Genomic DNA, 6,002 nt, shown 5'->3' on the forward strand with positions numbered 1-6,002 from the left:
CGGGACCCCGGAAGGCTGGCCCAGTGCAGCGGACGGGACCGAATCAGAAGTAGGTGCGGACGGCATCGATCACCTCGTACTTGTCGGTGACGACCGGGACCAGCCGCCACTTGTCGAACGTCGTGCAGGGGTGGGAGACGCCGAGGCACACGAGATCGCCGACCTCGAGCGTGGCGTCCTCCGAGACGGCCACCATCGCGTGCTGGTCGTTGACGGCAGTGACCCGCAGGTCGTCGACAGGCCGGGTGTGCCCGTCGCGCCGGACCGCGACGGGCAGCGGGAGGTCGGCGTCGGTGGAGACGTCGCGGCGACCGGCGCCCAGGATCGCGAGTGCCGGCTCTGGGCGTGACAGCACCTCGGCCCACACCTCAAGCGCCGGCAGCGGCGCCGGGTCGTGCCCGACAAACGGCGACGTGCGCGCATAAAGACCGTGGTCATGCGTCAGATAGCAGCCGCTGCGCAGCATCACCTCGACCCGATCGCCGCTCCAGAGCTCCCGGAACCGTGCGACGACTAGGTCGAAGTACGAGCTGCCGCCGAACGACACGACGGCACCGCTCCCAGGCAGCAGCCGGCGGTCGATCAACTCGCGGACGACTGTCGCGGACCAGTCGAGGAAGTCGGCAGCGCGATCGCGGCGCTCGACGAGGTCGGCGCCAGGTACCAGGCCCTCGAAGCCCTCGATCCCGACGAGTTCCACCCCGTCGGCGTCGCGAACCGCCTGCGCGATTCGCAGGGCGTCGTCTGTTGACCGCACGCCGCCGCGGCCGCCGGCGTAGCCGAGCTCGACCAGCACGGGCTGGGGCCGGAGGTCGGCCGCGTCGGGGCTCACGCGGTCGACCAGGAGGGCGACCGCCTCGACGGAGTCGACCAGCAGCAGTACCTCGAGGTCCGGGTCGGCCCGCCTCAGGGCGGCGATGTGAGCGAGGTCGGCCGGACCGACGACGGGATTGGCTACCAGGACCCGTCGCACCCCCGCGGTGATGAACACCTTCGCCTGCTGGACGTTGGCGACCGTGATGCCCCAGGCGCCAGTGGCGAGCTGGCGCTGGACGAGCGCCGGACTCATCGTGGTCTTCGCGTGTGGCGCAATCAGTACGTCGTGGCGTGTGCAGTAGTCCCGCATCAGCGCGAGGTTGCGCTCGATGGCTGTTTCCCGCAGGGCCACGACCGGTAGGTGGAAGTCGCCGTCGAGAAGGTGCCAGCCCTGCGCGCCGACCTCTGTGAGCGGCACATCGCGGTCAGGGAACGCCCGGTCGCGCCATGTCACCCGTTCGTCGGTCAATGCCCGTCTCCTCATCGTCGCCGCGTCGTCGCGGCCCTGAGCCACACGGGTTCAGTCTCGCGTGAATCGTTGTCGGCTGGTCCGTGCGGGCGACCGAACCCATCGGGCCTGATTCGGTCATCCGTCCGAGTCGGGCAGGCATCGGATCAGTGGACCGTGATCATCCAGCAGTGGATGACCACGGCGCGGCCGTACTGCACGTCGAGCGGCCGGCGACGGATAGCGATGGCCGGCGGACCCATCACGTCGTTGGTCGAGCCGACCTCTCCGCCTTCCCGCCGCAGGAGGTCCATGCGCGTCACGAGTGCGGGCCGTGCCGCACGGGGCCTTTAGGGCGTGTTTCGAAAGCGCTGGTCACAGCCATTCGTTGATGGCCGCGACCAGCACGGTCGCCTCATAGCGGACGGCGAGCTTGATGCCCCTATGGATGTCAACCAGCTGATGCTCGCGTCAGCACGTTCTTCCTGGGCGGGATGATGGACTGGTAGATCTCACGGGCGACATAGCGTTTCAGGCATCGGATGGCTTCGCGGCGTGTCTTGCCCTCAGTGATGCGCCGTTCCAGGTAATCGCGGGTGCGGGTGTCCCAGCGAAGGCGGGCCAGGACGATGGTGTAGAGCACGCAGTTGGCTTGCCGGTCACCGCCTCGGTTGAGCCTGCGGCGCTGGGTTTTGCCTGATGATGCCTCGACCGGGCTGACACCGCAGAGCGCGGTGAATGCTTCGCTGCCCATGCGTTCCGGATTGTCGCCGGCCGCTATCAGCAACGCGGCTGCGGTATCCGGGCCGACGCCGTAACGGTCCAGCAGCTTCGGTGCGCAGGCCGTGATCGACGAAGTGATCCGGGTAGTGAGGTCGTTGATCTCCTCGGTGAGATGCAGGATCCGCTTGGCAAGCAGCCGCAGTGTGTGACGTGCGGCAGCCTCCGGGGTAGTCCCGGAGGCTGCCCTCAACTCGGCACAGTGGCGGATGAGTTTGGCGTTGCCGAGACCGGCCAACGACTCCCGCAGAGCCGGGTCTGCGGAGACCAGGACGGCCTTGAGCTGGTTGATTGCCTGTGACCGCGACTTGATCGCGGAGCTCTTGGCCATTTTGAACATCCGGATCGTCTCCACCGGCCCGTCGGTGGTCTTGGCGGTGGCTGTGGCCCGGCCGGAAAGCACTGCCTGAGCGGCAGATGCTGCGTCGATCGCATCGGTCTTGCCGCGTCGACGTCGGGTGGCTTTGTCCGGCTGGTTGATTTCGCTGACTGCGATGTCTTCGGTCTGCAGGTAGCGCGTCAGCGCCGCACCGTAGGAGCCGGTGCACTCGACGCCGGCACGCCGAAGGCTGCCAAAGGCCCGCGCCCAGGCCAGGAGCTGCCGGTAACCTCCACGCGTCGTTGGGAAGCTACGGGTATCCAGCATGGCTCCCGTTGCGGTGATTACCGCGGCCACGTGCACGTCCTTGTGGGTGTCCACACCGAGCACAACGTCCTCTGGCGGGTCAGCTCAGTGGTGACGCGGACGGGTGGGGTGGGTCATGCTGGGCATGGTCGCCTGTCTCCTGAACGCCTCGGGAACACCGGTGCCGACGCCGGGCCAGGTGAGGCGGTCAGGACTGTGACGGTGCCTGTCGCGAAGGCCCCTATCGGGACACGCCTACCGGTCCGGCGGTAGCACACGCCGCCTCGGACAGCGGCCGGCAGATCAAACTCAAGGCAGAAACGCCAGTCGTACCTCGGGCCAGACCGCCGCCCAAGGCGGCACCCGGTCATCCTCACAGTCGTACCTCGTCGCCACCGCGAAGAATGGCCGCATCACGGCCTGCCGATTCCCGGGGCCTCAGCAGGCCGAGTGACCTGCGACGTTAAAGGCCAAGCTCAGGAAGAAGGGAGCTCAGACCTCGCAGTGCAGCTACCTGGAAGTCACGCAGCTGGCTCCGGGGCTACTGGTGCCGTGGGAGAGCCTGTGCCTTCTGCGCCGAAAGAGTCTTGTAGACGGTACCGGCGAGGTCGGGCAGCGTGTCCCCTTCGCCAACGGCGCTGTTGACAGCAAGGGCGATGATCATGCCAGTCTTCGGGAAGTACATGTGCAGCACCCGGTTTCCAAAAGTGGCCCCCTCATAGGCCCAGACCGTCCCGGCCACAGGATGGACGAACTTCACGACACCGAGCCCGAAACCGATGGGATCGTCGGCCGTGACGCTCTTGATGGGCTTACTCGTCTTCGCCGAGACCAGGGACTCCAGCTCGCGCTGCTGCGCTGAGGGCAGCAGTCGACCGCTGTACAGCGCCCTGTCCCAAGCCGTCATGTCTCTCAGTGAACTCACCAGGCCACCCGCCCCCTGCGCCCAGGACAGGCGGAGCCGAGGAAGTGACTTGTTGAGATGCTTCGGCAGGACGGAATGGGTGGAGTACGGCGTCGGCATGCGCGAGGCCGTGTCCGGAGGGCAGTCCGGGGGGAGGCAGGTGTCGTTCATTCCGAGAGGTTCGATGATGCGCTCGGCGAGCCGCTCATGGTAAGTATCGTGCGACGCTCGTTCGACAATCATCTGCGCGAGGAGGTAGTTCGTATTCGAGTACTCGTACTTCGCGGGACCCAGTGGCAGGCCCTCCACATAGGACATCAGGCGCTCCAGCGTGAAGCGCGTGGAGGGATTGGCGTCGAAATCCTTCAGGAACGCATTCTGCTCGGTGTAGCTGGGGATGCCGCTGGTCATCGACAGCAGTTGCTTGATGGTGACATCGCGCCACGCCGGATACTGGGGAAGCCACTTTCCCAGCTTGTCCCGTATGGACAGCTTTCCTTCGGCCTCCAGTTGAAGCAGCAGCACGGACGTGAACGCCTTGGTGTTGCTGCCTATCTGCCACAGCGCCTTGCTGTTCACCGGTCGACCACCGCCGTAGCGGGACGTCCCCGCATCGACCGAGACATCAGGTCGCTGATCGGCATATGTCACCCGAAGGGAGACCGCTGAGAAATGATCCTTAGTGCCCTGAGCGTCCAGATATTTCTCGAGGTCACTTCGCAGTGACGCGGTGGCACTGCGAACGGATGGCTCCACCACTGCGTGCGCGACGGCCGGCCCACTTCCCGACACCATCATCCCCGAAACAATCGCCGCGGTGACCGTCGCCAGGGCCACGAGGCGCTTCCCTTGCTGACCACCCCGCCGACGAAGTCTGTACCTCATTGTCGCTATTCCTCCATCGAATCGAACACTGGGAACGACGATCACGCTACGCAGTGGAGGCACGGCAGGTAATGGGGGTAACCCCCGCTTGGTAGTGGTGCTGACCCCCTGAGTGAGGCCAAGTACAGCTTCGAAGGCAGCCATCTGCCCGTCGGAAGAGGAGAGACCGCGACGGTCATTGACTCATCACTGAGGTGCGACAACTGACTCCTCAGAAGACATAGAGCCCTTTAGCTCTGGTGGATCTCGTGTTGAGTAATAGTCAATACCTAATGGATCGTTGAAGTTATCGCCTGATGCTCCGCTGCCATCGGATCTCGCCTTCGTGCAATTCGTCGGTGGGTGTGAGCCCGGCGGCGGTGGCGACGGCGGCGGATGCCCGATGTTCGGGGTGGATGTGGGCGATGACGGTCTGCACCGGCTGTCGGTTGAGCCAGTCGAAGAGTCCTCGGACCGCTTCACTGGCGATGCCTCTTCCCTGCCACGGGGTCCCCACCACCCAGGCGATCTCGGCGATGAGTCCGTGGCCGGAGGGCCCGACCGTCGCCTGGAGGGTGCCCGTCAGGCAGGACTCGTCACGGTGCCGGATCACCCAGTTCAGCCAGGAGACCGCCGGGTCGGGAGAGCCTGCGGTCATGCGCTGGTAGCGCGAGCGCAGGGCTTCCGGGGTGTCCGGGGTGCCTGAAGGGTGTCAATATTCCGATCAGGCTGCTGAACTGGGCTTTCCCTGCGGATGATGAGGCAACCGGGGTGACGTGGTGCGGTACTCGTTGAGCAGCCCGCCGAGTACCTGGCGGCGCCGGACCATGGCAGCCGGAAGAGGGATGACGTTCGGGTCGTCGTCAGGGGCACGCAGGCCGAGGCTGCGGTGAGCCCGCCCCGAGTTGTAATGCTCGGCGTACTGGTTGAGGACAGTACGCAGGTGCCGTTCACCGGTGATCAGGAGTCGGTCGGTGCACTCGGTACGGACTGTGCGTATCCATCGTTCGGCGAACGCGTTTGACCGGGGACTTTGCGGCGAAGTCAGGACGACGGCTGTGCCGTTGTCAGCCAAGACGGCATCGAATGCGGCGGTAAACTTACTGTCTCGGTCACGGATGAGGAACCGGAAGCGCCCGGCTCGCGCCAAGCCTGCCGGGAGGCGCGCTGCGGTGCGGGCGGTAGACCGGAGCGGCGCAGAACGCGCCGGATCGTGGCGGCGGCAATCCTATGCCCGAGCCGTCGGAGCTCGCCTTGGATTCTGACGTATCCCCAGGCGGGATTCTCTCGCGCCAGGCGCTGGATGAGCGCGACCGTCTCCTCCGCCAGTGGTGGCCGGCCGGGTCCGGCTGGAGTTTGGCGCCATTTCCAGCGCACCAGACGGCGGTGCCAGGTCAGCGGTGTGCCTGGGGTGACGAGCCGATGGCGGCGTAATGCGGGTGGCAGGTGCCGTGCGAGAGCGGAGAGCACGTGGCTGAGTGGTCGGCCGGTACTGACTGCGTTGATCAGGTTTTGTAACTCTGCTGGTGGGGGCGTGCTGGACCAGGCTTTCCACCAGCGTTGCA

Annotated in this window: 6 protein-coding genes and 1 pseudogene; all 7 read right to left on the reverse strand. The window is 65.9% G+C overall.

Annotated features, from left to right (window positions below):
- Positions 1–43: 43 nt before the first annotated feature.
- Positions 44–1,285, reverse strand: coding sequence for an alanine racemase (locus ACFXB5_RS38225; protein WP_385217142.1), 1,242 nt, complete (start codon positions 1,283–1,285; stop codon positions 44–46).
- 146 nt (positions 1,286–1,431) lie between these two features.
- Positions 1,432–1,587: a hypothetical protein gene (locus ACFXB5_RS38230; protein ID WP_185929880.1), complete on the reverse strand. Its 156-nt coding sequence runs from the start codon at positions 1,585–1,587 to the stop codon at positions 1,432–1,434.
- 128 nt (positions 1,588–1,715) lie between these two features.
- Positions 1,716–2,753 (reverse strand): IS110 family transposase, encoded by a 1,038-nt coding sequence (locus ACFXB5_RS38235; RefSeq protein ID WP_385217146.1) that lies wholly within the window; start codon positions 2,751–2,753, stop codon positions 1,716–1,718.
- 457 nt (positions 2,754–3,210) lie between these two features.
- A complete protein-coding gene (locus ACFXB5_RS38240; protein ID WP_385217149.1) occupies positions 3,211–4,410 on the reverse strand; it encodes a serine hydrolase domain-containing protein in 1,200 nt (399 codons plus the stop codon).
- Between the two features lie 334 nt (positions 4,411–4,744).
- Positions 4,745–5,140, reverse strand: a pseudogene (locus ACFXB5_RS38245) (GNAT family N-acetyltransferase); the annotation flags it as partial.
- Between the two features lie 21 nt (positions 5,141–5,161).
- The gene (locus ACFXB5_RS38250) at positions 5,162–5,512 is read right to left on the reverse strand and encodes an integrase core domain-containing protein (protein WP_385217152.1); all 351 of its coding nucleotides are present in this window, start codon (positions 5,510–5,512) and stop codon (positions 5,162–5,164) included.
- Positions 5,482–5,907 (reverse strand): IS3 family transposase, encoded by a 426-nt coding sequence (locus ACFXB5_RS38255; RefSeq protein WP_385217159.1) that lies wholly within the window; start codon positions 5,905–5,907, stop codon positions 5,482–5,484. The genes ACFXB5_RS38250 and ACFXB5_RS38255 overlap by 31 nt, the downstream gene beginning before the upstream one ends.
- Positions 5,908–6,002 lie beyond the last annotated feature (95 nt).

The sequence above is a fragment of the Streptomyces sp. NPDC059455 genome (genome assembly GCF_042750115.1).
GTDB lineage: Bacteria > Actinomycetota > Actinomycetes > Streptomycetales > Streptomycetaceae > Streptomyces > Streptomyces endocoffeicus.